The 25,946-nt window shown below is 71.0% G+C and carries 28 protein-coding genes and 2 pseudogenes; 18 read left to right on the plus strand and 12 right to left on the minus strand.

The features are described from left to right. Positions 1–260 precede the first annotated feature (260 nt). The 6 genes and pseudogenes from IF06_RS34895 to IF06_RS0130890 all read right to left on the minus strand — a co-directional run bounded on the left by IF06_RS34895 (position 261) and on the right by IF06_RS0130890 (position 3,349). Positions 261–932 (minus strand): annotated as a pseudogene (locus IF06_RS34895) (nucleotidyl transferase AbiEii/AbiGii toxin family protein). Between the two features lie 2 nt (positions 933–934). Next, positions 935–1,501 carry a hypothetical protein gene (locus IF06_RS0130870; RefSeq protein ID WP_030275232.1) on the minus strand — a complete coding sequence of 189 codons (567 nt, stop codon included), beginning with the start codon at positions 1,499–1,501 and terminating at the stop codon, positions 935–937. A gap of 171 nt (positions 1,502–1,672) precedes the next feature. Then, positions 1,673–1,852: a hypothetical protein gene (locus tag IF06_RS34900; RefSeq protein ID WP_030275235.1), complete on the minus strand. Its 180-nt coding sequence runs from the start codon at positions 1,850–1,852 to the stop codon at positions 1,673–1,675. Next, entirely contained in the window at positions 1,849–2,001 is a 153-nt protein-coding gene (locus IF06_RS33760; protein ID WP_157551556.1) for a hypothetical protein, read from the minus strand. The genes IF06_RS34900 and IF06_RS33760 overlap by 4 nt, the downstream gene beginning before the upstream one ends. 15 nt (positions 2,002–2,016) lie before the next feature. Next, on the minus strand, positions 2,017–2,217 hold the full coding sequence (locus IF06_RS33450; protein WP_084588876.1) for a DUF1003 domain-containing protein: 201 nt from the start codon (positions 2,215–2,217) through the stop codon (positions 2,017–2,019). A 37-nt stretch (positions 2,218–2,254) separates the two neighbouring features. Further along, positions 2,255–3,349 (minus strand): Acg family FMN-binding oxidoreductase, encoded by a 1,095-nt coding sequence (locus IF06_RS0130890; protein WP_232236817.1) that lies wholly within the window; start codon positions 3,347–3,349, stop codon positions 2,255–2,257. Positions 3,350–4,012: 663 nt separating this feature from the next. Between IF06_RS0130890 and IF06_RS0130895 the strand changes: the two genes are divergently transcribed. The 3 genes from IF06_RS0130895 (at position 4,013) to IF06_RS32595 (ending at position 5,785) form a co-directional block, all read left to right on the plus strand. Then, positions 4,013–4,534 carry a hypothetical protein gene (locus IF06_RS0130895; RefSeq protein ID WP_420063448.1) on the plus strand — a complete coding sequence of 174 codons (522 nt, stop codon included), beginning with the start codon at positions 4,013–4,015 and terminating at the stop codon, positions 4,532–4,534. A 37-nt stretch (positions 4,535–4,571) separates the two neighbouring features. Beyond that, positions 4,572–5,069, plus strand: coding sequence for a universal stress protein (locus IF06_RS0130900; protein ID WP_052166238.1), 498 nt, complete (start codon positions 4,572–4,574; stop codon positions 5,067–5,069). A 296-nt stretch (positions 5,070–5,365) separates the two neighbouring features. After that, entirely contained in the window at positions 5,366–5,785 is a 420-nt protein-coding gene (locus IF06_RS32595) for a hypothetical protein (RefSeq protein ID WP_157551558.1), read from the plus strand. 67 nt (positions 5,786–5,852) lie between these two features. On the opposite strand, the gene IF06_RS0130910 is transcribed toward IF06_RS32595, so the two are convergent. From IF06_RS0130910 to IF06_RS33455, 3 genes are read right to left on the minus strand one after another with little or no spacing between them, the layout of a single operon-like run. Then, positions 5,853–6,740 (minus strand): SPFH domain-containing protein, encoded by an 888-nt coding sequence (locus IF06_RS0130910; protein WP_084588877.1) that lies wholly within the window; start codon positions 6,738–6,740, stop codon positions 5,853–5,855. Further along, complete coding sequence (locus IF06_RS0130915) at positions 6,737–7,315, minus strand: DUF5994 family protein (RefSeq protein WP_052166240.1); 579 nt, start codon at positions 7,313–7,315, stop codon at positions 6,737–6,739. Before IF06_RS0130915 ends, IF06_RS0130910 begins: the two co-directional genes overlap by 4 nt. A gap of 3 nt (positions 7,316–7,318) precedes the next feature. Then, entirely contained in the window at positions 7,319–7,636 is a 318-nt protein-coding gene (locus tag IF06_RS33455) for a LapA family protein (protein ID WP_198039703.1), read from the minus strand. Positions 7,637–8,182: 546 nt separating this feature from the next. On the opposite strand from IF06_RS33455, the gene IF06_RS0130925 reads away from it, so the two are divergent. The 13 genes from IF06_RS0130925 (at position 8,183) to IF06_RS0130985 (ending at position 19,936) form a co-directional block, all read left to right on the plus strand. After that, positions 8,183–8,944 (plus strand): GAF and ANTAR domain-containing protein, encoded by a 762-nt coding sequence (locus tag IF06_RS0130925; RefSeq protein ID WP_052166241.1) that lies wholly within the window; start codon positions 8,183–8,185, stop codon positions 8,942–8,944. Between the two features lie 83 nt (positions 8,945–9,027). Continuing rightward, positions 9,028–9,759 (plus strand): GAF and ANTAR domain-containing protein, encoded by a 732-nt coding sequence (locus IF06_RS0130930; protein WP_030275255.1) that lies wholly within the window; start codon positions 9,028–9,030, stop codon positions 9,757–9,759. Positions 9,760–9,903: 144 nt separating this feature from the next. After that, positions 9,904–10,704, plus strand: coding sequence for a SigB/SigF/SigG family RNA polymerase sigma factor (locus IF06_RS0130935; RefSeq protein ID WP_084588879.1), 801 nt, complete (start codon positions 9,904–9,906; stop codon positions 10,702–10,704). A gap of 65 nt (positions 10,705–10,769) precedes the next feature. Continuing rightward, entirely contained in the window at positions 10,770–10,955 is a 186-nt protein-coding gene (locus IF06_RS0130940) for a hypothetical protein (RefSeq protein WP_030275259.1), read from the plus strand. Between the two features lie 38 nt (positions 10,956–10,993). Further along, on the plus strand, positions 10,994–11,167 hold the full coding sequence (locus IF06_RS34115) for a hypothetical protein (RefSeq protein WP_192900180.1): 174 nt from the start codon (positions 10,994–10,996) through the stop codon (positions 11,165–11,167). Continuing rightward, positions 11,164–12,177: a glycosyltransferase family 4 protein gene (locus IF06_RS0130950; protein WP_030275261.1), complete on the plus strand. Its 1,014-nt coding sequence runs from the start codon at positions 11,164–11,166 to the stop codon at positions 12,175–12,177. Before IF06_RS34115 ends, IF06_RS0130950 begins: the two co-directional genes overlap by 4 nt. A gap of 119 nt (positions 12,178–12,296) precedes the next feature. Then, positions 12,297–13,433, plus strand: a complete 1,137-nt coding sequence (locus IF06_RS0130955; RefSeq protein ID WP_030275263.1) for a glycosyltransferase — start codon at positions 12,297–12,299, stop codon at positions 13,431–13,433. After that, entirely contained in the window at positions 13,430–14,482 is a 1,053-nt protein-coding gene (locus IF06_RS0130960; RefSeq protein WP_084588880.1) for a glycosyltransferase, read from the plus strand. The genes IF06_RS0130955 and IF06_RS0130960 overlap by 4 nt, the downstream gene beginning before the upstream one ends. Continuing rightward, positions 14,479–15,975 carry a glycoside hydrolase family 130 protein gene (locus IF06_RS0130965; RefSeq protein ID WP_052166245.1) on the plus strand — a complete coding sequence of 499 codons (1,497 nt, stop codon included), beginning with the start codon at positions 14,479–14,481 and terminating at the stop codon, positions 15,973–15,975. The genes IF06_RS0130960 and IF06_RS0130965 overlap by 4 nt, the downstream gene beginning before the upstream one ends. Positions 15,976–16,043: 68 nt before the next feature. Beyond that, positions 16,044–17,165, plus strand: coding sequence for a fatty acid desaturase family protein (locus IF06_RS0130970; protein ID WP_370013462.1), 1,122 nt, complete (start codon positions 16,044–16,046; stop codon positions 17,163–17,165). A gap of 479 nt (positions 17,166–17,644) precedes the next feature. After that, complete coding sequence (locus IF06_RS0130975; protein WP_030275271.1) at positions 17,645–18,850, plus strand: IS110 family transposase; 1,206 nt, start codon at positions 17,645–17,647, stop codon at positions 18,848–18,850. A gap of 205 nt (positions 18,851–19,055) precedes the next feature. Next, positions 19,056–19,670, plus strand: coding sequence for a superoxide dismutase (locus IF06_RS0130980; RefSeq protein ID WP_030275273.1), 615 nt, complete (start codon positions 19,056–19,058; stop codon positions 19,668–19,670). 5 nt (positions 19,671–19,675) lie between these two features. Continuing rightward, entirely contained in the window at positions 19,676–19,936 is a 261-nt protein-coding gene (locus IF06_RS0130985; protein WP_030275275.1) for a hypothetical protein, read from the plus strand. Positions 19,937–19,982: 46 nt separating this feature from the next. Here IF06_RS0130985 and IF06_RS0130990 read toward each other — a convergent pair whose 3' ends face one another. The 3 genes and pseudogenes from IF06_RS0130990 to IF06_RS0131000 form a co-directional block, all read right to left on the minus strand. Further along, entirely contained in the window at positions 19,983–21,245 is a 1,263-nt protein-coding gene (locus IF06_RS0130990; RefSeq protein ID WP_030275277.1) for an ATP-binding protein, read from the minus strand. 134 nt (positions 21,246–21,379) lie between these two features. Next, a pseudogene (locus IF06_RS34575) lies at positions 21,380–21,757 on the minus strand (hypothetical protein); the annotation flags it as partial. A 53-nt stretch (positions 21,758–21,810) separates the two neighbouring features. Next, a complete protein-coding gene (locus IF06_RS0131000; protein WP_030275280.1) occupies positions 21,811–24,159 on the minus strand; it encodes a DEAD/DEAH box helicase in 2,349 nt (782 codons plus the stop codon). 61 nt (positions 24,160–24,220) lie between these two features. On the opposite strand from IF06_RS0131000, the gene IF06_RS0131005 reads away from it, so the two are divergent. After that, on the plus strand, positions 24,221–24,532 hold the full coding sequence (locus IF06_RS0131005) for a hypothetical protein (RefSeq protein ID WP_030275282.1): 312 nt from the start codon (positions 24,221–24,223) through the stop codon (positions 24,530–24,532). A gap of 6 nt (positions 24,533–24,538) precedes the next feature. Further along, positions 24,539–25,690 carry a hypothetical protein gene (locus IF06_RS0131010; protein ID WP_030275284.1) on the plus strand — a complete coding sequence of 384 codons (1,152 nt, stop codon included), beginning with the start codon at positions 24,539–24,541 and terminating at the stop codon, positions 25,688–25,690. Positions 25,691–25,946: the final 256 nt, after the last annotated feature.

Below are 25,946 nucleotides of genomic sequence, written 5' to 3' on the forward strand. Positions count from 1 at the left end.
GGTGTGGTGCCGAGGTGAGTGGTTCGTCCCCGGGGTTGCCCCGGAGAGACCGTGACCGGACCCCACGTGGGGGGCCGGCCTGGTCAGCTCGGGACACGCTGCCATGGGAGCAGCGTAGAGAACGGAGACCGTCGTCGGTGTCCGCGATGCGTGTGGCGCGGCGGAGGTGACTGTTTCGCCGAGCACCAACGGAGCACCGTCGCGGCCGGTGATCGGCGGCGGCTTCCTACTGGGATTCCTCCTTACCGGGCGCTGCGGGATCAGCTGGCGGAGCCGTCGGGTCGCGGGGGTTCCTCCTCGTTGAGTAGTTCGCGGCGCCATTCGGCGAATCGGCTTCGGAGATTGTCCAGCGCTGGACCGGCGATACCGTACTGGCGAAGTCGTCAGGATCGAGCAGGGTGGCTTGCCCTAGCGCGTCGGCGAAGACGCGCGGGTCGAAACCGCGGTCGGCGCGCTGCACGAGGGTGAGGAGGGCTTGGCGGGTGTAGCGGCCGGATCGGAGCGTGGCGTCGATGTCGATGAAGTCACGGGCGAACGCTCGACCGTAGAGTGCGCTCATCTTGTTCGCGACCGCGTCGTCGGGGTGCAGTACCGGTCCGATCGCCATGAGGATCGGTTCGTTGGCGCGCCAGTCCACAGCCGAGTTCGACCCTGGAGACCCGGACGCCGTCGGTGACGGCCAGCCGGGCGAATGTGTCGTACTGGCGCTCGGTCTCGACGGTGAGGCCGTCGTCTCGGTAGGCGTGCACGACGGCGGTGACCGCAGCGGTGAACTCCTGCCGGCGGTCCCAGGCGGTGAACAGGTCGACGTCCTCGCTGGGCCGCTCCAGCAACCCGGCGGCCTGGACCGCGTAACCGCCGGCCAGCGCGAAGCCGTATCGATCGGCTGCCGCGAGTCCGGTACGGGCGAGGCGTTCGTGGAAGGGGTCCACCGCTACGCCGCATCGCTGCGGGTGGCGGCGAGTTCGGGGAAGGCGTCCTCCCAGCGCTGGCGGAGCTGGGGTGGCAGCCACAGGGTGGGCCAGAGCCGTCGGAGGAGGTCAGCGTCGAGCCAGGCATTGAGGTCCTCGACGGTGCTGGCTTCGGTGAGCACCACCTTGTACATGCTGGCCAGGCGTGCGGGCCGGTCAAGGTCGTACTCGGCGTGCCCGGACCAGTCGAGATGACGCGGAAGCGTCACCGTGCCTTCGGTCGGGCCACGCAGCGCGGTAAGGGTTTCGGCCACCACGTAGGGCCTCCGGTCACCGTAGGGCCGGTAGTCCGCCGGCGGCTGAGGCGATGTCCTGCGCCGGCTGATGTTGGTCGCCCGCCGGACTTCCGGTCGTAGCGCCTGACGGATCGTCTCCCGGCTGTACCCGGTGACCCGCTGCAGATCCACCGGCCGCCACCCGGCCGCGTGGAACGCCCGTAGCTGTTCGTCCCGCTCGGTCAATGCCTGCGTCCGCGTCGCCTCGTACCGGGAGACAACCGCGTGCAGCTCATCCTCGGAGAACCGTCCCATGCCCGTCAGCCTACTACGCTAGGCCCAGCACGCTTGGCCTCTCCTCCCATGGAGGGGCGATGCGCTCAGCGTGGGCTGCCCGGTCCGACCAGGCCCGTCCGTAGGCGACGACGACCAGTTGCGCCCGATCACGTACCGCCAGCTTGCTCAACAGCCGCCCGACGTGCGTCTTCACGGTGCCAGGCTGAGGCCGAGGTGCTCGGCCAGCTCCGTGTTGGACAGGCCGCGCCCGATCAGCGGCGGCGAGGCCGCCGTACGTGCGGCGGCCATCAACAGCGCGTCGGTGGCGTCCGTCCGCTGGCCGGCGAAGGCGGCGGCCCCCTCGTCCCAGTGACACCCGAACCGCGTCATAGATCCCGAGCAAGCTTGGTGAGTATGCCGCGGACGACCGGTTCGGCCCGCCGTACGCAGTCGCAGGTGTCGCCGTGCGCGTCGCGGTGCCAGGCGATGAGGTATTGCAGGGCGAGCTGGTTGACCTGGTAGTCGTGTTCGGCCTTCACCCGGTCGGTGTCGGCCTAGCGGTTCTGGCTCAGCAGGATCAGTGGGGCGGCGTAGGCGGCCTGGGTGGAGAAGAGCAGGTTGAGCAGGATGAACGGGTAGGGGTCCCAGCGGTGCAGCACGGCGACGACATTGGCGGCTATCCAGGCGACCACGATGCCGGTCTGGATGATGATGAATCGCCAGGAGCCGAAGATCGAGGTGACCGAGTCGGCCAGCCGTTGTCCGGAGGTGCGGTGGTCGAGCCGGTACTGGTTAGCGGGGTGTCAGTGGTGACGTGGGTTCATGCCGACCGTCGCCCTTCCGGTTGATTGGTCTTCCGACCGGAGCCGTGCCGGAGCGGAAGTCCGCCGGCGCAGGTGGGTCGATGGTCTGGTCGGCCGGCAGTCGCGGTGCGTGCGCCGGTCCCGGGTCGTCGGTGTCGAGCATGCCGAAGCGCAGCACCAGGTACGGGTGTCCGAGGTTGGCTACCAGCCGCCGGATGGTCTGCCGGCTGTCGGCTACCTCGACGGGGGCGCTGATCGGGAGTACGGACACGCCGAGTTCGGTCGCGGTGAGCCAGGCCGTCGACAGGGCCTCGCCCGCTCGTAGCCAGTCCATCGGCTGGTCGGCGCGGCCGTAGAGCACCGCGTAGGTGGCGTTGTGGTCGTGTCTGGTGCTGATGGGCAGGTCGCCGTGGTGGCCGAAGTCGCGCCCGGGCACGGTCGTCTGCGGCGCATGGAGCGGAATCGCGGTGTCGGGAATGCCGGTGCCCGCCGGCCGGGAGCCGCCGGTCCAGTACGCCAGCTCCGCCTGCCACGCCGGCTCGGCGGTCTCTGTCTCCTGGGCATGGCTCGTCGCGGCGGCGAGATCCACCACCTGATCGGGTCGCAGGACGTGCAGCAACGTCGCTTCAGCCCGTGCCGCCGCGCTGATCGCCCCGAGATCGTCGGACCCGACCGGAAGGCCGGTGACGGGACGGCGGTCGGTGCGCCGGAGCCGGATGGTGTGCGTACGGCGGACGGCCTGGAGCTCGACGGGTGCCCGCCCGTCGACGCGCAGTCGCGCCAGATGGCCGGGGTCGGCCGGGTCGGGCATCCGGGTGACGGTGACGTGCCAGCCCTGCGCGGCCAGGCCGATCCGGGCGTGGTGCAGCGCGGCTCCGCAGCTCAGCGTGGCGAGCAGGGCGTCGGGGTCGCTGATGTCGAGGACCCGGTCGTGGTCGATGAAGAGGTCCAGCCGGTTCCGGGCGATCCGCCACCGCCATGGCTGGGTGTTGAGGATCGACGGCGCGTGGCCCGCGACGGTGGCCGCGTCGACCAGCGCCTGGGTCATGGATCCACTGCCGGTGGGGTGAGTCTGCGTGGGCACGACGAGGTCCCTTCTCGGGCCTTCTCGCGCGGTCACCGGTACCGGCTGGTCGCAAGGGGCCCGCGTGGGCGAGGAGAGGGGAGGGGTGGCACCGCGTCCGCTGAGGGTTGTCTTCCGGCCGGGGAGTGGCCCGTCATCGGACCGGTAACCGTCAGGAAGGGCCGGCCTTGCGGTGGGTGGGACAGCCACCGGGGGCCCGGGCGACACGTTGAGCCTACGCCCCCGTGGGACCGGTGACGAAGACCAGCGGACCGGTACCGGTGATGCCTGGTGCCGCCGATTCTCCCGCCGCCCTTTCGCACGGCAGCGCGTATGGTGAGGATGTCGCTCGGGTCCCCGGTGGCTGACCCCCCGCCGCCGCCTCCGGTCCGCTCGATGTCGAGACCGACGTCCAGCGGCTTTCCCGCCAGGTGCCGAGGCCACGTCGTCCGTCGCATCGGATGTTGTGCCGGCACCGACCCACCCGTGTCCAGCAGGCCGCGGCACCGCGTGACGAGCAGAACAAGGAATGTGAGTGCGATGGCCTACATCGCCAGGAACCACAATGCAGCATTACGGAACGCCGTGCCGGCCGCCGGGTTGGCGCTGCTGGTACCGGACGCCTCCGCACACCGGCCCGGCGCCGAGTCGGTGGGTGTCGGGCCGGACCGAGCCGGTGGAGCCGTGGCGAGGGCAGCGACCAGGGGCGACCCGCGGGTCAACGCCACGGTGCGGTACCTGCTCGCGGGCATCCGCCTCGCGCTGGGGTGGATATTCCTGTGGGCGTTCCTGGACAAGGCGTTCGGCCTGGGGCATGACACGACCGCCGCCAAGTCCTGGGTCAACGGAGGAAGCCCGACGAAGGGATTCCTGGGATCCGCGACGACGGGCCCGTTCGCCGGTTTCTACCACTCGATCGCCGGCGTCGCCCTGACCGATGTCCTGTTCATGGGCGCCCTGCTCGCCATCGGCGTCGCGTTGCTCCTGGGCGTCGCGATGCGGCTGGCGGCCGGCGCCGGCGCACTCCTGACCCTGATGATGTGGACCGTCGTCCTCCCCCCGGCGAACAATCCGTTCATGGACGACCACCTCGTCTACGCCGCCGTGCTGGTCGTCCTGGCCCTGTCGGGTGCCGGCAACACCCTCGGTCTGGGCACCTTCTGGGCCCGGATCCCGCTGGTGCGACGCACCGGTTGGCTGAAGTAGACGACGTCAGGTGACAGCCTTCCGAGAGGAGCTCGACATGACGGACCAGGCCGAGGAGCACGACCGGCGCATCGTGGTCGGAGTCGACGGATCACCGGGCTCACGGATCGCCCTGCGATGGGCGGCGACCCAGGCGGAGCTGAGCAACGCACGGGTCGACGTGGTGGGCGCGTGGCACGACCCGGCGGAGTACGCATTCGCGTACGGGTGGTCGCCCGCGGTGTTCGAGGATGTGAGCATCGCGGCGATCACCGAGAAGATGCTGGTGGAGGCGGTCACGGACGTGGCCAGCGGCGGTGCTCCAGTCCGGTTCACCACCCACGTGGTACGCGGGCATCCGGCTCAGGTGCTGCTGGACGCCGCGGACGGGGCGCAGTTGCTGGTGGTGGGCAGCCGGGGACACGGAGCCTTCGCCGGGATGCTGCTCGGCTCGGTCAGCCAGCACTGCGTACAGCACGCGTCGTGCCCGGTGGTGATCGTTCCGTCGACGGACCGGACGGTCGACGAGGTCGGGAGCGACTGGGGGACGCCCTGATCCCGCCTCCAGGAGCCATCGTGCCCAGCCGCTTCGAGGTTCTCGTCGCAGCCGGGCACGGTGACCGGGCACGCGCCGTGCGCTCAGTGCGCGGCGCGGCAACCCGGCACCGGCGCCGCCCGCGACGACCCGAGAGGGATGTCGCGGGCGGTGCCGGTGCACCGCCTCCACGGCGGTCGGTCAACTGTGGCTGAGGACCACCTTCGATGGCCGCCGCGATGGCGTAGGGTGGGGCGGAACGGCCGCCCTGGTCCCTGGTGGTGCCTCAGCCGCAGGCACACCACCAGGAGCATCGGATGCCTGTTTCCCCTGTCTACGTCGTCCCCGGTCCAGAATCGGTGAACGACCTCGTCAAGCGGGTCGCCGACCGTGACCGGGCCGCCTTCGGTCGCCTCTACCGCCGTCTCGTCCGCGTTGTCTTCATCCAGGTGTGTGAGGTGGTGCGCCGCCCGTCGGTCGCCGTCGCGGTGACCCGGGCGGTGTTCGTCGAGGTGTGGCAGCTTGCGCCGAGGTGCGCCGCCGGTCAGGTCGATGGTCTCGCGTGGGTGACGGCCATCGCCGATCGCCGGGCCGCGGAACGACTTCGCGAGATCGATGGCCGCACCTCGCCCCTCGACGCCGGATACGACGAACTCGTCGGTCGCGAACTGATCGCCGCGCTGGACGGCGAGCCGCCGGCACTGCTGGACACGTCTGTTCCACCCACCACCGGATGACCGGCTGCCGACGGGCCTCGGCCCGGTGACACACGCGGTCACCGGGCCGAGCAGCCGTTCCTGTCGGTCAGCCCACCGGCACCGCGGCCGTCGTGGGCTCGGATTCGGGAAGGATCCGCCGGACATCCGGCATCGTCGCTGTCTCCGCTGCCCGGGGACGGGTCGCGACGACCGGCGCCGGCGGGGGCGTCGCGTGGTCGAGGAACCGCAGCAGTTCGACGGGGAACGGCATGACGAGGGTGCTGTTCTTCTCCGCGGCGACCTCCACCACCGTCTGCAACAGTCGCAGTTGCAGGGCGGCGGGATCGGCGGCCATGGTGGCGGCTGCCAGGGCGAGCTTCTCGGCGGCCTGGTACTCACCGTCGGCGGCGATGACCCGGGCGCGGCGTTCACGCTCGGCCTCGGCCTGACGTGACATGGAGCGTTTCATCGATTCCGGCAGCGCGACGTCCTTGACCTCGACGCGCTCGACCTTGACACCCCACGGACCCTCGGTGGGTGTGTCGATGATGCCGGTGAGTTCGGCATTGAGCTTGTCCCGGTCGGAGAGCAGCTCGTCGAGGTCGGCGCGGCCGATCACCGCGCGCAGCGAGGTCTGCGCGACCTGGGAGACGGCGTACAGGTAGTTCTGCACGTTCACCAGCGCCTTGACCGGGTCCACGACGCGGAAGTACACGACCGCGTCGACGCGTACGGAGACGTTGTCGCGCGTGATGCCGTCCTGAGCGGGCACGCTCATGGTGGTGATCTGGAGATTGACCTTCACCAGCCGGTCGACCCCGGGGACGATCAGGGTGAGGCCCGGGCCACGGCTACCGTCGCGCACCCGACCGAAGCGGAACACCACCCCGCGCTCGTACTGCTGGACGACCCGCACCGCTCGGGCGGCGGTGCCGAGACCGATGACGCCGACCGCCACGAGCGCGACCGCGATGGCTGGCTGCAGAACGTTCATGCGGGCACTCCGGTCCGGGGAGGGGTGGTGGAGAAGTCATTGGCGGGGCGGCGGCCGATCGAAGCGGTGCTGCCCCCTTCGTTGTCCCACACCGCGTCCTCGGCGGAGCCGGTCGCCGCCGCGGCTCGGGGCCCCACCGGTGCGCCGGCCAGGATGTCGGGCGCGCGCCTGAGGTTGGTCGGGTCGGCGGCGGTCGCCATCGCCCACTCGGCTGTCGCGCGTGGCGTGGCGGGCGGCACCACCAGCAGGTCGACCTGGATGTCGCGGCCGGTGGTGGCGACCAGCAGGGCGGGGTCGAGGGTGTCGAACCAGCCGATCCGGACCACGTCCGGTCCGACGGTCAACCGGCGGAATCTACTGTCCCAGGTGCGGAGGTTGAGCATGAGATGCCGGATCCGGCCATGGCGTTCGGACAGGGCGAGGACGAGACCGGGGAGTTCGGCGCCCGGGTCCCAGGACCGCGGCCACCATCCGCCGTCCAGGACCGCCCGAGCCCGGACCGGGGCGAGGACCAGCCGAGGCGAGGACACCGCCGACCCGGGGGTCGTGGCGAATCGTCGCGTGGTGACGGACATGGCTCATCCGTCCTCCCGGGTCGGGCGGGGCGGCAGCGGGACGCGAGCGATGCCGGTCGTCGACGGAGGAGTCGGACCGGACCCGGCCGGGCCGCCGGGCCGCGTGCCGGGACGGCCGAGCATCCTCAACTGCACGATCCGGGCGGTGCCGGGCAGGGCGACGAGCAGGACCCCGAAGACCGCGGCCAGCAGCAGCGCCACCCCCATCGGCAGGGTGCCGTGAGCGCCGAGGAACGACACCTCGGCACGTTGCCCGTTCTGCAGCACGAAGATCAGGAGCAGCAGGAGCACGAAGGCGAACACCACGGCAGCGACCCACACGCCGCCGATTCGTGAGCGCTTCACCGGCCGCCGCGGGGGCACTGCGCGAGAAGCATCGGTGCCGCCACGGGCGCCTTGCGAGAAGGATCGAACATGGCTGTTCCGGGGTGCGGTCATCACGAACCGCCGCCTTCCGACGAGCATGTCGCGCGCCCGGACGTCGTGGTCCGTAGGCGCGCCTGGATGATGGTGGGCCTGCGACGGGCCGTCGCGGTCCGACGTGCCGCTGCGGGGGAGGTGCCGGGCCGGGAGTTCGACGGAGATTTGGCGGCCTGACGGGTGCATGCGGTGCGGTTAATGGCCGGCACGGTGACCTCGATCGGTGGGGTGCGTCCGCCAGCGGCGGACTGTCAGCCACCGGGGTCCCGAGCGACACCGCAAGCGTACGCCTCCGCGACCGGCTCGTCAGCCGCCGGAGCCGTCCGCGGGTCCGGTGGGTCGCCGGTCGCGCCGTGGCGTCACGCGGGAGTACGGTGTGATCGTCGCCCGGGACCTCGGCGCGGTATGACAGCGCGTCCGTTCGACTGATCCGGGTCGGAGTCGGCAGTGGGCAAGGACAACCCGGGGCGCGGCGATCCGGTGAACGTCGATCGACGGCTGCGGCTGTGGGCTGTTCTCGTCGATGCCGCCCGGGGCGGAACCGTCGCGGTCGATCATGTCTGCGCGGTCGCGGTCTCGGTCGCGGGCCTGGACTCCGCCGCCGTCGCGGTGGTCCTCGACGCCACGCCGCGCGAAGTGGTGTACGCCACGGACCAGACCGCGTCGGAACTGGAAGACCTGACCCTCACCCTCGGTGAGGGGCCGTGCGTGGACGCGACCACCGGTGGACCTGTCCTGGTCGCCGATCTGACCGTGCCGGAGTGCCGGAACCGCTGGCCGGTGTTCGCGCCGGCGGCGGTGCTCGCCGGGGCCGGTGCGGTATTCGCGTTGCCACTACGGGTGGGCGGGATCCGCCTCGGTGTCCTGGACCTCTACCGGGTCGGTGCCGGTGACCTCGGGGCGGAGCAACTGGCCGACGCACTGGTCCTGGCGGACACGGCATGCGCGGTGCTGCTGGACGACGCGACGCGCCACGGGGTGGACCAGGACGATCAGTGGCCCGAGGGGACCGGCCTGCACCACCCCGAGGTGCACCAGGCGACCGGCATGATCACGGTCCAGTTGCGAGTGACGGCGGCGGTGGCGCTCGTCCGGTTGCGCGCCTACGCGTACTCCCGGGACCGGCGCCTCCGGGACGTGGCAGCCGACGTCGTCGCCCGCCGCCTGCGTCTCGGCCCGACCGGGACACCTGGTGGCCGAAATGGGTGAACAGGGGATCGGTGCCAGGACGGCGCGTTACGGACCATCCCGTCGGGCGACCGGCGGAGACACAGATAGACGAGGTGACTGACATGGCCGAGACCTCGCTGGCCGACGTTTTCGTGGAGATGGCCGACACTCTCGTCGACGACTTCGACGTGATCGAGTTCCTGCACGTGCTGACCGAGAGGTGTGTCGAGCTGCTGGGTGTGTCGGCGGCCGGGCTGCTCCTGACCGACCAGCGGGACACGCTGCAGGTGGTCGCCGCCTCCTCCGAACGCACCCGACTGCTGGAGCTGTTCCAGCTCCAGACCGACCAGGGGCCCTGCCTCGACTGCTTCCGTACCGGGCAGCCGGTGTCGGTCGCCGACCTGACCCTGACCACGGCCCGATGGCCGAGGTTCACCGCCGCCGCGGCCGAGGTCGGCTTCGCCGCGGTGCACGCCCTGCCCATGCGCCTGCGCTCCGAGGTGATCGGCGCGCTGAACCTCTTCGACGTCCGGCCGGGGGCCCTCGACGAGGACAAGCTCCGCATCGGTCAGGCGCTCGCCGATGTGGCCACCATCGGACTGTTGCAACACCGCGCCATCCACCGGCGTGACATCCTCACCGAGCAGCTGCAGACCGCCCTGAACAGCCGAGTCCTGATCGAGCAGGCCAAGGGCGTTCTCGCCGAACGCCTGCAGGTGGACGTGGGCCAAGCCTTCGCGTTACTGCGCGACGGCGCCCGCAGCCGCAACCGGCGACTGTCCGAGCTGTCCCAGGCGATCGTCGACGGCTCCGAGCAGCTCGCCACGGGGCCGGTCACCCACCGGTCCGGCTGACGACCGGGTTCGACACCCGAGTGCGCTTCCCAGAGCCCGTCCGGGTGTCGGTCGGGGGGATGAAGGCGTACGGTAGCGGTGTCGCCCGGGTCCCCGGTGGCCGCCAGTCTCGCCGCCACCAGCCCGTTAGGGGCGTTGGAACCCATGGTCACCTCCGCCGTGACACCCACAGCCGTTTCCTCCCCTCCGACGCTGAGCCCGGCTATCGGGGACAGCGAACAACTGTTGCGTCGACGCGCAGCCCTGAACGCCGACGATCCCGACCGGGCGCTGCTGCGGACCAGGATCATCGAGGCGAACCTGCCGATGGCGGGTCGACTCGCCCGCCGCTACACCGGCCGCGGGGAGTCCTACGAGGACCTGGCTCAGGTCGGCGCGGTCGGCCTGATCAGAGCCGTTGACGGGTACGACACCAACCAGGGCGTGCCGTTCGCCAGCTACGCCATCCCGACCATCCTCGGCGGCATCCGGCGGCACTTCCGCGACACGGCCTGGGCGATCCGGGTGCCGCGCGCAGCGCAGGAACTGAGCGCCCGGGTGCCCGAAGCCCGGGGCGAGCTCGGGCAGCAACGCGGTCGTCAACCGACTGACGGAGAGCTCGCCGACCACCTGGAGGTGACCGTGGCCCAACTCGGGGCCGCCGTCGCCGCCTCCGAGGTCTATCGCCTGCCGTCGCTGAACGAGCTACGGCCCGGGACCGACGGCATCGAGCATCTCGCGCTCATCGGCGCCGCCGACCCGGCATACGCAGCCGTGGACGACCACCTCACCCTCGGACTGCTCCTCGCGGCGCTTCCCGCACGTGAACGTCGGATCCTGACCATGCGGTTCTACGGCGACCTGACCCAGGCGCAGATCGCCACCCGGGTCGGGCTGTCCCAGATGCACGTCTCCCGGCTGCTGAAGCGTTCGCTGGCCCAACTGAGAGCCGGGATGCTCCGCTGACCGTTCGCCGGCCGGACCGCTCAAGCAGTCAGGCCGAATCGTCGAGAGCACCAGGAGACGATGACGTGGTCGTTCGTCCGATCGCCGCTGCCGGGTCGTCGCCGCCGGTCAGCGGGACATCCACCCCCTCGACGTTCGGAGGGCGGGTCAGGCGGGCCCTCGACGTCCGCGCACTTCGCCTGCGGGTGTTCCTCCTGGTGGCCGTCCTGCTTCTGCCGCTGGTGCTCGTCACGACGTTCGCTGACCGCTGACCATGACCGTCCCGAACGACTGATCGAGGGGATAGACGATGAGGATCGCCAGACACCGGATCGTTGCCGCGCTGCGCGAGCGCGGACAGCAGACCAGAGCCGAGTGGGTCGAGCGGGAGCTGCCGGAGCGGATGGACCCTGCCAAACACGTGGGGCTGCTCGCCACCCTGCGTCTGGATCCGGCCGACCTCGCCGACGCGCCGTCCCCGTGAGGGTTGCCCTGCTCGGTCCGGTCGCCTGGCGCACACCCCCGCACCACTACGGCCCCTGGGAGCAGGTGACCGGTCTGCTCGCCGAAGGGCTGGTCACCCGTGGCGTGGACGTGACCCTCTTCGCGACGCTCGACTCCGTCACCTCCGCCGACCTCGACGGCGTGTGCCCCCGGGGGTACGCCGACGATCCGGACCTGGACGGTCGGGTGTGGGAGGCGATGCACGTCTCCCACACGATGGCCCGCTCCGGAGAGTTCGACCTGGTCCACAGCCACCTCGACTGGCTGCCGCTGGCCTTCGCCGAGCACTGCCGCGCTCCGCTGCTCACCACCGTGCACGGCTTCTCCGGCGCGGGGATCCTCCCCGCGTACGCCCGGGCCCGCTCGTCGTACGTGTCGATCTCCGACGCCGACCGCAGCGCCGAGCTCGACTACGTCGCCACGGTGCACCACGGCGTCGACCTCACCGGGCTGCCGTTCACCCGCGACGCCGGCCCCGGGCTGGCCGCCTTCGGCCGCATTCATCCCGACAAGGGCACCCACACGGCCATCGAGATCGCCCGCCGCGCCGGCCGGCCGCTGACCATCTGCGGCATCGTGCAGGACGAGCGGTACTTCGCCGAACAGGTGGCCCCGCACATCGACGGCGACCAGGTCGTCTTCCTCGGCTCGGTCGGCCCGCACCGCCGTGCCGAGGTGCTGGGCGCGAGCACCGCGCTGCTGCACCCGATTGCCTTCGACGAGCCGTTCGGGCTGTCGGTGGTGGAGTCGATGGTCTGCGGCACGCCGGTCGTCGCGTACGCGCGGGGGTCCATGCCGGAGGTCGTCGACGAAGGGGTGACGGGGTTCCTCGCGCGGACCGTCGAGCAGGCCGTCGACGCCGTCGCCCGGGCTGCCGGGCTGGACCGGGCCGCCTGTCGGACCCGGGCCGGGCAGTGCTTCGGGGCGGACCGGATGGTCACCGACTACCTGGCGGTCTACGACCACCTCATCCGCCGATCGCACCGCTGAACCCGATCACCGCACACGAACCCGTTCCGCCGGTCACACACGCTGGCCGGCGTGCGCCGACACCGCGTGAGGCCGTCCCCGCCCTTCGAGGCGGCCGACAACCGGAAGGCCCGACACCCATGCTCAGCTACGGATTCCTCAGCACCCACCCACCGACCCGGTGCGGACTGGCCACCTTCAACTCCGCCCTCGCCGCCCAGCTGACCGCCGACGGTACGCGCGGCGGCATCGTCCGGGTCACCGACCGCGGCGACGACCTGCGGGCCGGACCCGGCGTCGTGCACACCTGGTCGAGCCGTACCCAGGCCGGCTGGCGGGACGCCGCGACGGCCCTGAACGCCTTCGACGTGGCCGTCGTCCAACACGAGTACGGGATCTACCCCGGCGCCGACGGCGAGGACGTCCTGCCGCTGCTGCGCCGGCTCACCGTACCGAGCATCGTGGTCCTGCACACCGTGCTCCGCCGTCCCACCGCCCGGCAGAAGTCCCTGCTGGAGCAGATCGTCACCGCCGCCGCAGCGGTCGTCACGATGACCGACACGGCGCGCGACCGGCTGCTCGTCGGCTACACCGTACGTCCGGACAAGGTGACGGTCATCCCGCACGGCGCCGCTGAGCAGGTCGGCCTTCCCGCGGACCGCCGCGCCCGGCCCCACCTGCTGACCTGGGGACTGCTCGGCCCCGGCAAGGGCGTCGAGTGGTCGCTGCGGGCCCTCGCCCGGTTGCAGGACCTCGAACCGACCCCCACCTACACGGTCGCCGGCCGGACGCACCCGAAGGTGATCGAGCACCAGGGGGAGGCGTACCGGGCGGGACTGCACCGGCTCGGCGCGCAGCTGGGCGTCGCGCACGCCGTGGACTACCAGAACGTCTACCACGATCAGGCCAACCTCGGCCGGCTGATCCGCTCCGCCGACGTGGTCGTGCTGCCCTACGACTCCCGCGAACAGGTCACCTCGGGGGTGCTCATCGAGGCGGTGGCCGCTGGGGTGCCCGTCGTGGCCACGGCCTTCCCGCACGCCGTCGAGCTGCTCACCGGCGGCCCGGGTCTGGTCGTACCCCATCAGGACCCGGCGGCGCTGGCCGACGCGATCCGGCGGATCCTGACCGAACCGGGCCTGGGCGCGCGGCTGGCCGGCCGAGTCCGGCCGCTGGCCGCGGACCTGCGCTGGCCCGCGGTGGCGGCCCGCTACGCCGCGCTCGCCGAGCGGCTCGTCGCCGCCCGCCGTCCCGCGGTCAGCGCGGCGTCGGCGTGACCGCGACCACCGGGCTGTCCAGCCTGCCGGGCAGCGGCCGCCGACATCCGACGCCCCGGCCGAGCTTCGCGCACCTGAGCCGGTTGAGTGACGACACCGGCCTGTTCGAGCACTCCCGGCACGCCATCGTCCGCCGCGAGCACGGCTACTGCACCGACGACGTCGCCCGCGGCCTGGTCGTCATCAGCCGCGAGCCGGAGCCCGCGGAGGAGGTGCTCCGGCTGGCCGAGCGCTACCTCGCGTTCCTCACCCACGCGCAGGACACCCGGGGCGCCTTCCGCAACCGGCTCGGCCACGACCGACGCTGGGCCGACGAGCCCGGGCTCGGCGACTGGTGGGGTCGCGCGCTGTGGGGACTCGGCACCGCCGCCGCCCGCAGCCCCGCGCCCTGGATCCGCGAGGAGGCGCTCGTCGCCTTCAGCCGGGGTGCCACCCGACGCGCCCCGACCCCGCACGCGATGGCCTTCGCCGGACTCGGCGCGGTCGAGGTGCTGCGCCGCCACCCGGCCCACGCCGCTGCGGCCGCACTGCTGGCGGACGCGGCCACCACCATCGGCACCCCCGGATCCGACCCGCGCTGGCCCTGGCCACAGCCACGGCTGACCTATGCCAACGCGGCCCTCGCGGAGGTCGTCATCGCCGCCAGCCAACTGCGCCACGACGGCCCACCCCTCGACGACGGCCTGCGGATGCTCACCTGGCTGCGCGACCTCCAACTCCGCGACGGGCACCTGTCGGTCGTACCCGCCGGCGGTTGGGAAGGCGGTGCACTGCGGCGCCGCCACGACCAGCAGCCGATCGAGGCCGCCGCGTTCGCCGACGCCTGCGCCACCGCCGCCGACGTCACCGGCGACCCCGGCTGGGAAGCCGGGGTGCGGCAGGCGGTGGGGTGGTTCCTCGGCGACAACGACGTCGGCACGCGGATGTGGGATCCGGCGACCGGCGGCGGCTACGACGGGCTGACCGCGCACGGACCCAACCTCAACCAGGGCGCCGAATCCACCCTCGCACTGATCTCCACCCTCCAGCACGCCCGGCGGTGGTCGTGACCGGGACCCTGGCCGTCCGGCACGGCGTGACCCTCGCCCCGGATCCACGCCGGGTCGTCGTCAAGCTCTTCGTCCCGGGTGAGGACGCCGCCCTGGTACGCAGCCGCGCGGCGGCGCTCATCGCCCGCGTCGCGCACCTCGACGACGAGGAGACCGGCCGGCTGCTGCGGGACACCTTCGACCGCTTCGGCAGCCGGCACCGCGACCTGGACGGTACGTTCCACCACCACTACGACCTCGTTCGGCACCGCATCGCCCGGGCCCGCGACCTACCCCCCACCACCCGACTCCTGATCGGCGCCTACTTCAGCCACGAGTACGCGGTCGAGGCCGCCGCGCTGTGCAACCCGTCGATGATGGCCCACCCGGACCAGGCCGGTCTGGACGCCGGGCAGCTGCGGGCCGCGATCAGCCTGCGCCAGATCGGCGAGGGACACCTGTCGTCCATCGGATTCGCCACCGCGGTCCTCGGACCCGGGCGCCGGCTCACCGTCGCCGACCGGTCCGGCCCGCCGGTGCTCGGGCGGCGGATTGCCGTACGCCACCGCCGGGACCTCCTCGCCGCCGGCCTGACCGAGGTGGACTGCGACAACGAGATCACCGCCACCGTGCTGGACGCCCTACCCGAGCGGTACGACGAAGCCACCTTCGCGCGGGTGCTCGGCGAGCTGCCACCGGACCTGCTCTCCCGCAGCACCGGACCGGACACCCTCGAACACATACGCCGCACCAACGCCGCCAGTTACGCCACGACCTTCCCCACCGACACCGCCCTGCACCAACGGGTACTCTGGCCGGCCGTTCCGGCGGAGAGCAACGGCATGGAGGACGCCCGGGTCGTCAGGTTCACCGACGAATCCGGACCCGTCTACCGGGCCACCTACACCGCCTACGACGGACGGCACATCGCCACCCGCGCGCTGGCCAGCACCGACCTGCGCCGATTCGAGAGCACCCCGATGCGCGGGCCGGGCGTCCGCAACAAGGGCGTCGCGCTGTTCCCCCGTACCGTCGGCGGCCGGCACCTCGCCCTGTGCCGCGCCGACGGCGAGACCATCGGCCTGACCCGCCTGGACGGCGAGAACCGGTGGCAGGAACCGATGCCGCTGCACGCCCCGCAGGACAGTTGGGAACTGATCCAGGTCGGCAACTGCGGATCCCCCATCGAAACCGACGCCGGCTGGCTCGTGCTCACCCACGGCGTCGGACCGATGCGCCGCTACGCCATCGGCGCGCTCCTGCTCGACCTGCACCGACCGGAACGGGTCCTCGCGCGGCTCCCCGGCGCGCTCCTGTCACCCGACGTGGCCGACCGGGACGGATACGTACCCAACGTCGTCTACTCCTGCGGCGGGCTCGTCCACGCCGGCGAACTGTGGTTTCCGTACGGGGCCAGCGACGCCCGGGTCGGTTTCGCCACCGTGTCGGTGGCCGCGCTCCTCGATGCGATGGCACGATCGCCGTACCGCCCTGCCGCGCAGGCGGCGGAGTAGGCTGGGGGCGTTCGCCCCGGACCCCGGCGACGCGCTGAGCGTCCATGCCGGGAGGATCCATGAGCACCATCGACCAGACCATCTCAGCGGCGCCGCCGGGGTCGCAGCGCCGTCGCGGCAGCGACTACGCCGAACTGTTGAGCCGGGTGCGCCGGGCGGGTCTGCTGGAGCGGCGCCCGACCTACTACCTGGTCATGATCGCCGTCAACGCCGCGCTGGTCACCGCGGGCTGGACGATCTTCGTCCTGGTGGGGGACTCGTGGTGGCAACTGGTCACCGCCGCGTACCTCGCCGTGGTCTTCACCCAGAGCGGTTTCCTCGGCCACGACGCCGGCCACCGGCAGATCTTCCGGTCCCGGCGCGCCAACCACCTGGTCGGGCTGGTGTACGGCAACCTGGCCATCGGGCTCGCTTTCGGCTGGTGGGTCGACAAGCACCACCGCCATCACGCCCACCCCAACACCGAGGGCCGCGACCCCGACATCGCGGGCGAAGCTCTCGCGTTCACCAGGGCGCAGGCCGACCGGCGGCGCGGCGCGGGACGGCTGCTCGCCCGCCACCAGCGGCTCCTGTTCTTCCCGATGCTGCTGCTCGAAGGCGTGGCCCTGCACGTGGCCAGCGTCCGTGCGTTGTCCCGGTCCACCTACCGGGGGCGTGGCCGGGAGGCGCTGCTGCTCGGGCTGCACGCCGCCGCATACCTCACCGCGGTCTTCGTGGTGCTGTCCCCGCTGCGCGCGTTGGCCTTCGTCGTCGTGCAGCAGGGCCTCTTCGGGCTGTACCTGGGATGTGCCTTCGCCCCCAACCACAAGGGCATGCCGATCCTCGGCGCGGACGAGGAGGTGGACTTCCTCCGCCGCCAGGTCCTCACCTCCCGCAACGTCCGCGGCAACCGGCTGACCGACTTCCTGCTCGGCGGCCTGAACCACCAGATCGAACACCACCTGTTCCCCAGCATGCCCCGCGCCGCACTGCGCCACGCCCGGCCGATCGTCCGCGCCTTCTGCCGCGAGCACGACCTGCCCTACGTCGAAACCGGCCTGCTCGACTCGTATCGCCAGGCGCTGCGCCACCTGCACCGCGTGGGGCGCAACGCCCGGCCGGCCGGAGAATCCGCGTCACCCGTCGAGCCGACCGGACCGACGGGACCGGCGGCGCGGCTGCGCGAGGTGCAGAACGTCGATCTTCGATGACGTGCGCGTCATCGGCCCGGGGGGTCGAGTAGGACGACAGCGCCGGGTGCCCTTACGCCCAGCCATGCCGACGTTCTTCCGCGAACGGGCTGAGGGGTGTCACCCAGCTTCCCACTCAGGGTCACCTCGCCCCCGGGCCGGACCGGCTACCGCAGAGCACGGACTCGCTACTGGGCCCGGCCGCGATCGCCAAAGGGCGGGTGAGGTCCTCAGGCCGCCGCGGCGTACCGGCGTGACGCCCCGACAGCCGACGCCGACGGCAGCAGACCCCAGAAGTCCGTCCGGACCCGCAACCAGACATCGAATTGTGTCGTTTGCTGATGTGGGCCCGGAGGGTCGGGTGACTGTCTGGGTGTGTGCTGCCGATGTCATGGCCAGCTTGGAGTAGGACGCCCCGGCCCTCGCTGATGACCGCTGTATCAGCACAACCGCGGCGGGTCCACGCCCCTTGATCAGACAACCGAAGAGGGTGATGCCCGGTGGGCAGCCTGTGGGCCGGCGTCGACGTCGGCAAGACCCACCACCACGTGTGCGTCGTCGACGACGACGGCACCGTCGTGGTGTCCGAGAAGATCCCCAACGACCAACAATCCATCTCCGACATCGCCGGACGGCTCGGTAAGCGCCGCAAGCCGATCCGCTGGGCCGTCGACCTGCGAGGCGGACCCGCGTCGCTGCTGCTGGCGGTCCTGTTCGAGCGCGGGGCGGACGTGCGCTACGTCAGCGGCACGGTCACCTCCCGGATGGCGGAGGCGTTCCACGGCGAACGCAAGACCGACGCCCACGACGCCTACGTCATCGCCCAGACCCTGCGCATGCGCGCCGATCTACCAACCCTCACCCTCGCGGACGGGGTGCAGCAGCAGTTGAAGCTGCTCGTCTCCCGCCGCCTCGACCTGGTCGCCGACCGGGTCCGCATCACCGCCCGCATCCAGGACCTGCTGGCCATGATCAGCCCCGCGCTCGAGAAGGCGCTGAACCTGCGCAGCAAGGGCGCGCTGCGGCTCCTCGCCCAGTGGCAGACCCCCGCCGGGCTGCGCCGCGCCGGCGAAGCCCGCATCCTGGCCTACCTACGCCAGCACGGCGTCCGGGCCGCCAGGACACTGGCCGCCAAAGTTGTCACCGCCGCGCGGACGCAGACCGTCGCCGTCGCCGGAGAGGCCACCGCAGCTGGGATCGTGGCGCAGATGGCCACCGACCTGGAAGCGGTCAACGACCGGATCACCGCCATCGAGGAAACCATCGCCGGCATCGTCGCCGAGCACGAGCTGGGAGAGATCGTCACCAGCCTGCCCGGCATCGGCACCACCCTCGCCGCCGAGTTCCTCGCCCACGCCGGCACCCTCACCACCTACCCCAGCGCCGCGGCGCTCGCCGCCCACGCCGGGCTCGCGCCGATCTCCCGCGACTCCGGACGCAGGCAGGGGCACCAGGTCCGGCCGCACCGCTACCACCGGGGTCTGCGTCGGGTGTTCAGCATGTCCAGCTTCACCGCCCTGACCCACTGCCCAAGATCCCGCGCCTACTACGACAAGAAGAGAGCCGAAGGTAAAACCCACCGCCAGGCCACCGCCGCCCTGTCCAGACAACGCCTCAACGTCCTCTGGGCCTGCATTCGCGACAAGACCCCCTACCAGCCCAAACAACCAAGATCAGGAGAACTGGCGCCATGCGAACTCGCGTAGAGACTCCAGCTCCACTTTCCCATCGACCGCCGTATCGGTTTCCTGCGACGTGCTGCGCCCCACCCTGGGCATGCTTATTGCCAAAGCGTGGCAACTACGCAATGCTGGCAGCAGTGGGCGGGTGCTCCGGCAACGCGATGATCTGAACCACCGCCGGGGTTCCCGCCCAGCTCACGTTGCCGACGATGGTGTGAGGAGCTTGCTGGTGGCCGTCTACTCTCTGCCCGACATGCCGTACGACTACGGTGCGCTGGAGCCGGCGATGTCCGGCGAGATCCTCGAGCTGCACCACAGCAAGCACCATGCCGCGTACGTCAAGGGCAGCAACGACGCCTTGGAGCAGCTGGCCGAGGCTCGCGACAAGGGTGACTTCGCCGCGCTGGTCGGGTTGGAGAAGACGTTCGCGTTCAACCTCTCCGGCCATGTGCTGCACTCGATCTTCTGGAACAACCTGTCCCCGGACGGCGGTGACCGTCCCGACGGCGAGCTGGCGGCGGCGATCGAGGAGCACTTCGGCTCGTTCGACAGCTTCGTCGGTCAGTTGTCCGCGGCGACGAAGAGCGTGCAGGGCTCGGGCTGGGGCGTCCTCGCGTGGGAGCCGCTCGGGCAGCGGCTCATCGTGGAGCAGGTCTACGACCACCACGGCAACGTCGGGCAGGGCTCCACCCCGCTGCTGGTCTTCGACGCCTGGGAGCACGCCTACTACCTGCAGTACCGCAACGTGCGTCCGGACTACGTCGACCGGCTGTGGAACCTGGTCAACTGGTCGGACGTGATCACCCGCTTCGACGCCGCCCGCGCCGCCGCCCCGAAGCTCTGACCGGCGTGACCGGCCCGCATCCGGTCGCCGCCGACCTCGTGCAACGCGCCGCCGGGGTCATCGCCGCCCGCCACCGCGGTGACCTCGCCGGCGCCGAGGCGCTGCTCGCCTCGTTCGACACCGACCAGGCCCGCACCCTCGGCTTCTACCTGCTCGCCGACCTCACCCTCGGGCTGGTCCGCGCCCAGACCGGGCAGTCCCTGGACGACCTGGTCCGGGACCTCACCCTGCTCGTGGCCGCCACACCACCGCCCCCGCCCGGCTGAGGCATGCCCACTCCCATGACGGCTGAGGAGCGGCCTGCGAGCGAGGTCAGTCTGCTGTCGAGGCGGAAACCTGCCATAGGGCGCTGACCGGCATGGCGCGGAGTCTTTCGCCGAACGGCAGCGTGGACGATCCGGTATAGAGGACGATGCCGGCGAGGAAGTCGTCGCCGAGGCGGTCGGCGAGTCGGCGTAGTCCGCGGAAGTCGTCGGGTCCGACGGTGGTGGCTGCTTTGACTTCGATCCCGACCACTTGACCAGCTCGGTTCTCGAGCACCGCGTCGACTTCGTACCTGCTCTGGTCGCGGTAGTGGGACAGGTCGACGGGCTGCTCGGACCAGGTGAGCTGGCGGGAGAGTTCGGACAGGACGAATGATTCGAGCAGCGGGCCGAACGGTGCTCCCGGCCGGAGCAGTGCCCGGGCGTCGGTCGCGGTCTCGTTGGCGGCGATGCCCGAGTCGACGAAGATCAGCTTTGGCGCGGCGGTGGCGCGGGTGCCGATGTTGCGGGACCAGCCGGGAATCCGTTTGACCAGGAAGATCTCTTCCAGCGCCTGGAGGTAGCGGGCGATCGTCGGCCGGCTCAGTCCGAGGGCGGATTCGAGGGAGTTGGCGGCGATGACGGTCGCGGACCTGGCCGCGAGGAGGCGTACCAGTTTGCGTAGCTCGCCCTTGTGCTGGATGTCGGACAGCTGCCGGACGTCGCGGTCGATGAGCGCCTGGACGTAGGCGTCGAGGAATCGTTGGCGGCGGCGTGGGTCGGTGCGGGTGGTGGCCTCGGGTAGGCCGCCGCGCACGATCCTGGCCGCGTAGTCGGCGCGGGTCACGTCCGACTCGTGTCGCAGGTCCGGGCCGAGCGTGAAGACGGCGTCGATGAATCCGTCCAGTGCTCCGTCGAGTTCGCCTTGGGAGAATGGCCAGAGCTCGACCGTTTCCATCCGGCCGGGCAGCGCGTCCGGCGCAGCCACCATTCCGAACAGCCGAGACGATCCGGTGAGCAGGTACCGACCGGGACGGGGATCCTCGTCGACGGCGGCCTTGATGGCCAACAGGAGCTCCGGAGCGCGCTGGATCTCGTCGATGACCAAGAGCTCGGAGGAGTCCACGAACCCGACTGGATCGGCGATCGCCGCCGCCCGGTCCTGAGCCCGATCAAGATCGCGGCGCTCGGCGAGACGATCGCCGGCGACGATGCGGACCAGCGTGCTCTTGCCTGTCTGGCGTGCTCCGCTGATCAGGACGACGCGGGTGTCGGTCAGCGCGGCGTCGACCTGCGCGGCGGCCCGACGTGGAATCAGGTGCGGTGTCGGCACGACATCATGATAGCCAGTAAGGTTTCGATCTGCGAGGGCCTTCGCATTCGATTTGCGGTAAAGATGCGTTCGAAATGCGGCGGCTCGGTGTTCGATTTGCGCGGCCTCTGGGGCGTTCTTGCAAGGGTCTACCGCTATGTCACGTTGTTGCGGGTGATGGCGAGTTCGGGGAAGGTGTCCTCCCAGCGCCGGCGGAGCTGGGATGGCAGCCAGAGGGTGGGCCAGAGCCGCCGGAGGAGGTCGGCGTCGAGCCAGGTGTTCAGGTCCTCGACGATGCTGGCTTCGGTGAGTACCACCTTGTACATGCTGGTCAGCCGTGCGGGCCGGGCAAGGTCGTACTCGGCGTGCCCGGACCAGTCGAGATGACGCGGAAGCATCACCGTGCCTCCGGTCGGGCCGTGCAGTTCGGCAAGGGTTTCGGCCACTACGTAGGGCCGCCGGTCGCCGTAGGGTCGGTAGTCCGCCGGCGGCTGGGGTGACGTCCTGCGCCGGCTGAGGTTGGTCGTTGGTCTGGTCACACCCCATAGCCGGCGGGACCAGCCATGGGGATCGCGATCGGATGCACTCATGTGCGCGTGAAGCCGAGTGCCCGGTATCCGGGCATGCGGCGTGGGAGTGAGGAGGCGAGGATGGGTGAGGTTGGGTCGTGGTAGTCGTGGACCTCGGCGAGGTCCTTGCCGGGTGCGGCGCGGATGACGCGGCCGGCGCATTGGACGAGTAGGCCGTCGTAGGAGATCGGGCCGGCGAGGAAGAGGGTGTCGAGGGCGGGGGCGTCGAAGCCTTCACCGATGAACGGTGTGGTGCCGATGACGAGCAGGCCGTCGCCGGCCTTGGCGCCGTCGAGCCGGTCAACGACGGTCCGCCGTTCGCGGGTGCTCATCGCGCCCCGGAGCACGAGCGCCTGGTGTCCGCGTGCGGCGAGCAGGGCGGTGAGGGTCTCGACCTGGGCGACCCGTCGGGTCAGGACGAGACAGTTGCGGCCGCGGGTCAGAGCCGCGACGACGTCATCGGCGATCCGAGCGTTGCGTGACTCGTCGACGGCGAGTCTTCGATGGACCTCGGCGAGCGCGCCGGGCGCGTCAAGGTCGATGTCGCCGGGCTGGAATGTGGTCTCGTGGATGAACAGCGCTCGACGGGGTCCGGCGTCGGTGTGCATCGCTGCGGCGAGGGTGCCTTGTTCCTCGTCGGTCAGGGTGTGGCGGACGGGGCCGAGCTGCCAGGTGACGAGTTGGCCGAGGCCGTCGCGTCGGGTGGGGGTGGCGGTGAGGCCGAGCCAGAACTGCGCGGCGATCCGTTTGACCGAGTGCTCGTAGGCTGCGGCGCCGAGGTGGTGGCATTCGTCGACGATGACGTGCCCGTACCCCTGGGTCAGGTTGGCGACGTCGTCGCGCCGGGCGAGGGAGGGCAGCAGCGCGATGTCCACGGTGCCGGTGAGCTTGCGTCGGCCGCCGCCAAGTTGACCGGGCTTGATGCTGAGGAACTGCTCGACGCGGGTGCGCCACTGGTCGGCTAGGGCTTTGCGGTCGACGAGAACCAGGGTGGAGGTGCTGCGTTCGGCGATCACGGCGCAGGCCATGACGGTCTTGCCGGAGCCGGGTGGAGCGACCAGGATTCCGTCGTCGTGGGCGAGCAGAGCGCCGACCGCGTTGGCTTGCCTGCTGGTGAGTTCGGCGGTGAACGAGGCGTCGATCTCGGTCCCGGAGTTTCGTGCGTCCGTGACGGCCAGCCGCGACCCGGCGCGCTCGACGATCGTGGCGATGGTGTGCCGCAGTCCCCGCGGGAGCACCAGGCGATCATCGAGGGTGAGGTCGTAGCCCTGGATGAAGCGTGGGGTGTCCCAGGTGGACTTACGTAGCCGCTGCAGCTCGTAGAATTTCGGGTTGGCCATGGCGGCGGCATGTTTGAACGTCGCCAGCGCGGCAGGGGTGAGCTGGCCGGCGTCGAGGCTCAGCCTGGCACCGGCTTCCGCGTGGACCACCAGAGGCAGCGGTGGATGGACCTGGGTCGCGGCGGACCGGCCCATCGTGGCGACATCGGCGCCGGTGAGGGCGTGTTTGGCCTGCCGGGCGACGTGTTCGGCTTCGCCGGGGCTGAGCCGATCCAGCGTCGACAGGAACGCCCACTGGTCGGCGTACGGCTCAAGGGTGCCGAGGTCGAGGAAGGTGGTCAGTCCGTCCTTGCGGCGGCGACCCTGAAGCGGCGCGGCGATGAGGTTGCCGAAGCCACCCTCGGGCAGCACGTCCTGGTTGGGGAACAGCCGGTCGTACGAGCGGAGGTCCATCGACCCGCGCAGCACCATCGCCTCACGGAGAAGGACGGTGCCGAGGGACCGCGCGATGGCCGCGGGAACAGCGCCGGTGAAGAAAACCCACACGTGGGCTCCGCGGCCCGACTGGGAGATCTCCAACGCGGCGGGCACCGCGCTGGCCCGTGCCGCCTTCACGTACGCGAGGGCGTCGAGCATCGCCGTCGGCCCGTCGAAGTCGGCCACGACGAAGTGGCAGGTGTTGCCGGGCATCAGCGGATACAGGCCCATGAACACGTCGCCGACCAGATGCGCCGCGACGACCTCCGTCGTGCGGGGCAGGTAGGTGGCACCCCGCCGGTCCATACCCTTACGCCAACCGCCCGCGACCGCGGGCATCCACCCGGCAGCGCCGGTACGGGCGTTGTCCCACCGCACGGCGTACACGTCGGCCCGGGCCCGGAACCGGTCAGCGAACAACGCCAGCTTGTCCCGAGTCGGCGAAGCCATGGTGACCAGCCCTGGCGGCTCCACCGGCGTGGACAACTGCTCCGGCGCCGCAGACGTGTCCTGACCGCGCAACTCCAGCAGACGCGCCAGCCGGGCGTTTTCCGCCCGTAACCGCTCCACCTCCCGCCGAAGATCGACGAACTCGGCCACCGAACCCATGCCGACCATCCTCGCGCATCAGGCTCCGAACACCCCGACACCGGTCCGCTATCCTCCGCCGATGGCATCGAAGGGGACCGCCGCGTTGGAGGCGATGATCGAGGAAGCCACCGTCGACACGGACGGTCACGAGGACCAGCGTGCCGGCCTGATCGCCATGATCGAGGAGCATCTGGCGGTGCCGTTCACCACCACCCTCCTCGGCGTCGAGGTCACCATAGGCAAGATCGAGCTGGCCGCGGACAGCATCGCCGCGGTCTGCGCCCGAGGCCGCCACCGGCAACGTGTCGGCCTTCTCGACCTGCCGCTACCCACCCCGGCGCCGGACGGTGCCGCGTGGATCGACGCCTACCGGCACTGGACCGGAAGGTAGGCCACGATGAGCGAGTACCAGTACTACGAATTCACCGCCGTCGACCGTCCCCTCACCGGCCGGGAGCGGGCCGAGCTGCGGTCGCTGTCCACCCGGGCCGACATCACCGCCACCAGCTTCGTCAACACCTACGAGTGGGGCAACTTCAAGGGCAACCCGCGCACGCTGATGGAACGGTACTTCGACGCGCACCTCTACCTAGCGAACTGGGGCACCCGCCAGCTCATGCTGCGGCTACCGAAACACGTACTCGACCCCGCCACAGCAGCCCAGTACTGCCAGGGTGACAGCGCATCCGCATGGACCGCCGGCACGCACGTCATCATCGACCTCCACGACGAGGACGAGGACGGCACCGACGAGTGGGACCTCGACGGCCACGGTCTACTCACCTCGATCATCCCGGTCCGGGCCCGCCTCGCCGCCGGCGATCTGCGCCTGCTCTACCTGGCCTGGCTGCGCTGTTTACAGTCCGAGGAAATCGCCGACGACGAGCTCGAACCGCCCGTCCCCGCCGGAATGGGCGCCCTCGACGCGCCCCTCACCGCCGTCGCCGAGTTCCTGCGCATCGACCCTGACCTGATTGCGGCTGCGGCGGCTGGGTCGTCGCCGGCCGCCTCCGGCGAACCGACCGCCGCGCAACTACGCACCTGGGTCGTCGGGCTGCCCGCCCGGGACAAGGACGCCATCCTGACCGACCTGATCACCAGCGGCGAAAGCCACCTGCGCCGCCAATTGCTACGCCGCTACCGGGACGCGCACCGCACCGATGCCCCCGCCCCGGCAGCCGCCCGCACCGCCGGGCAACTGCTCGCCGCCGCCGCGGAGTTGCGCGCCGAACGGGAACGACGGGACGCCGAGCAACGCGAACGCGACCGGATTTCCCGCGAACGGTCCGCCGCGGCAGCCCGGCAACGACACCTCGACACCCTCGCAGTCGACCAACCCGCCGCCTGGCAACGGGTCGATGAACTCATCGCCACGAAGAAACCGCGCGAGTACGACACCGCCGTGCAACTCCTCGTCGACCTGCACGACCTCAGCGAACGCGACGGGGACAGTTCGTGGTTCCGGCACCGGCTGGCCGAGCTGCGGGCGGCGCACGCCCGCAAGCCCAGCCTGCTCGAACGCCTCAACCTCGCAGGCCTCGACACCTGACGCTTGGTTCACCGTCCGGTGACCATCGCCGAGGCGCGCAAGATCGTGGACTGCCCCGGCGTCCTCGGCGCGACGCCCCGAACGTCGGCCGTGGTGGCTCCGGGTGTCCCGTCGGGACCCGCAACCGGACATCGAGCTGTGTCGTTTGCCGTGTGGACCCGGAGGGTCGGGTGACTGTCTGGGTGTGTGCTGCCGATGTCATGGCCAGCTTGGAGTAGGACGCCCCGGCCCTCGCTGATGACCGCTGTATCAGCAC

Origin of the sequence: Micromonospora globosa (genome assembly GCF_000717585.1) — a bacterium.
GTDB classification, from domain to species: Bacteria; Actinomycetota; Actinomycetes; order Mycobacteriales; family Micromonosporaceae; genus Micromonospora; species Micromonospora aurantiaca.

Excerpts from the sequence above, each read along its gene's own strand:
- IF06_RS0130935 (WP_084588879.1), top strand. The coding sequence starts at position 9,904 with ATGGTCACCTCCGCCGTGACACCCACAGCCGTTTCCTCCCCTCCGACG.
- IF06_RS0130955 (WP_030275263.1), top strand. The coding sequence starts at position 12,297 with ATGCTCAGCTACGGATTCCTCAGCACCCACCCACCGACCCGGTGCGGA.
- IF06_RS0131000 (WP_030275280.1), bottom strand. The coding sequence starts at position 24,159 with ATGGGTTCGGTGGCCGAGTTCGTCGATCTTCGGCGGGAGGTGGAGCGG.
- IF06_RS32595 (WP_157551558.1), top strand. The coding sequence starts at position 5,366 with ATGCCTGTTTCCCCTGTCTACGTCGTCCCCGGTCCAGAATCGGTGAAC.
- IF06_RS0130910 (WP_084588877.1), bottom strand. The coding sequence starts at position 6,740 with ATGAACGTTCTGCAGCCAGCCATCGCGGTCGCGCTCGTGGCGGTCGGC.
- IF06_RS0130870 (WP_030275232.1), bottom strand. The coding sequence starts at position 1,501 with ATGGGACGGTTCTCCGAGGATGAGCTGCACGCGGTTGTCTCCCGGTAC.
- IF06_RS0131005 (WP_030275282.1), top strand. The coding sequence starts at position 24,221 with ATGGCATCGAAGGGGACCGCCGCGTTGGAGGCGATGATCGAGGAAGCC.
- IF06_RS0130900 (WP_052166238.1), top strand. The coding sequence starts at position 4,572 with ATGACGGACCAGGCCGAGGAGCACGACCGGCGCATCGTGGTCGGAGTC.
- IF06_RS34115 (WP_192900180.1), top strand. The coding sequence starts at position 10,994 with ATGAGGATCGCCAGACACCGGATCGTTGCCGCGCTGCGCGAGCGCGGA.
- IF06_RS0130930 (WP_030275255.1), top strand. The coding sequence starts at position 9,028 with ATGGCCGAGACCTCGCTGGCCGACGTTTTCGTGGAGATGGCCGACACT.
- IF06_RS0130915 (WP_052166240.1), bottom strand. The coding sequence starts at position 7,315 with ATGTCCGTCACCACGCGACGATTCGCCACGACCCCCGGGTCGGCGGTG.
- IF06_RS0131010 (WP_030275284.1), top strand. The coding sequence starts at position 24,539 with ATGAGCGAGTACCAGTACTACGAATTCACCGCCGTCGACCGTCCCCTC.
- IF06_RS34900 (WP_030275235.1), bottom strand. The coding sequence starts at position 1,852 with ATGACGCGGTTCGGGTGTCACTGGGACGAGGGGGCCGCCGCCTTCGCC.